The following is a 2,026-nucleotide window of genomic DNA, read 5'->3' on the forward strand; positions in this document are numbered from 1 at the left end:
AGCTTAGTTGTACAAGTATTATTTTTTTACTTTAGCATTAGCGAACGCATCGGCAAATGCATTGCCCATTAACGCATTACCGTTGTCACGTTTAGGCTTTGCAGCGCGAGGTTGCGAATTATTAGCACGTGCTTGTGGCTTTTGCGTAGCTGGAGCTGCTGACTTATTACTTGTGTCAATATCGTCATCTAAGCGCATAGTAAAGCTTATGCGTTTACGTGCAGCGTCTACTTCAACAACTTTAACCTTTACAATATCACCAGCTTTAACAACTTCACGCGGATCTGATATAAATTTATTCGTGATTGCTGAAATATGCACTAAACCATCTTGGTGAACACCTACATCAACAAACGCACCAAAATTAGCAACGTTTGAAACCACGCCTTCTAAAATCATACCTGGTTTTAGGTCACTAATTTTTTCAACACCGGCTTTAAACTCAGCTGTTTTAAATTCAGGTCTAGGATCTCGACCTGGTTTATCAAGCTCAGTGATAATGTCGGTAACGGTTGGTAAGCCAAACTTTTCGTCAGTGTAATCGTTAGCAGCAAGTTTAGTTAAAAAGTCGCTGTTACCAATTAGGTTACTGACATCTACGCTATTGCGTTCACAAATGCGTTTAACAACAGGATAAGCTTCAGGGTGAACTGATGAGTTATCTAGTGGATCGCTACCATTGTTAATACGTAAAAAACCAGCCGCTTGTTCAAATGCTTTTGGCCCTAAACGCTCAACCTTTTTAAGCTCACTACGTTTAGTAAATGTGCCGTTAGCATCGCGATAATTAACGATATTTTGCGCTAATGTTTTGTTCAAACCAGATACACGTGTAAGTAGTGGTACCGAGGCCATATTTAAATCTACGCCTACTGAGTTTACACAGTCTTCAACTACTGAAATAAGGCTCTGGCCTAATTGGCTTTGCGATACATCATGTTGGTATTGGCCAACACCAATTGATTTTGGCTCAATTTTAACAAGTTCAGCAAGAGGATCTTGAAGGCGGCGTGCAATAGAGACAGCCCCTCGTATAGAAACATCTAAATCTGGAAATTCGTTAGCTGCAAATTCAGAAGCTGAGTAAACCGATGCACCTGCTTCGCTAACCATAATTTTACTAAGTTTAAGTTCGCTGTTTGCTTTGATAAGCTCAGCAACCAACTTATCTGATTCGCGTGATGCAGTACCGTTACCAATCGCAATTAGCTCAACTTTATGCTGACGGCAAAGTTGCTCTAACGTACGCACTGATTTATCCCAATGATTTTGTGGTGCATGAGGGAAAATAGTTTGTGTAGCTAGTAATTTACCTGTGCTATCAACAACGGCAATCTTACAGCCAGTACGAAGGCCTGGATCAAGACCTAAAGTAGTACGAGGGCCTGCAGGTGCAGCCATTAATAAATCTTTTAAGTTTTTAGCAAATACATCTATTGCACCGGCTTCTGCTTTTTCGCGCATTGCTGCAAAAAACTCATTCTCTAGGTGTAACCCTAGCTTAACTTTCCACGCCCATTGAACAACGTTTAATAACCAAGGACTTGCCGCTTTATATTTAATATCTAAACGGTAATGCTCAGCAATCATGTTTGCACATAATTGTGCTGAATTTTCAGCACTAGGTTCAGGGTTTATATTTAACTGAAGTACACCTTCATTTCGAGCTCTAAGCATTGCAAGCGCACGGTGAGAAGGTACTTTTTTAAGAAGTTCTTGATGCTCAAAGTAATCACGGTATTTTGCACCGGCTTGCTCTTGGCCTTTAATCACAGTACTTTCAATTGCGCCATTTTGGCTAATGTGGCTTCTAAATTTAGCAAGTAATTTTGCGTCTTCAGCAAAGCGTTCCATTAAGATGAATTTAGCGCCTTCAAGTACCGCTTTTGTATCTGCAAAACCTTTTTCAGCATTTACAAACTGCTCTGCTTGTTGCTCTGGGTCAAGGTTAGCATCTTTAAATAGTGCATCCGCAAGAGGCTCTAAACCAGCTTCAATTGCTATTTGACCTTTAGTGCGGCGCTTA

1 protein-coding gene is annotated in these 2,026 nt (G+C 40.5%); it reads right to left on the reverse strand.

Annotated elements, in window-relative coordinates:
• Positions 1–18: 18 nt before the first annotated feature.
• On the reverse strand, positions 19–2,026 hold a 2,008-nt coding region (locus tag H5072_RS17965), incomplete at its 5' end, for a Tex family protein (protein WP_182694325.1).

It is taken from the genome of Pseudoalteromonas sp. SR45-5, assembly GCF_014163565.1.
GTDB lineage: Bacteria > Pseudomonadota > Gammaproteobacteria > Enterobacterales > Alteromonadaceae > Pseudoalteromonas > Pseudoalteromonas distincta.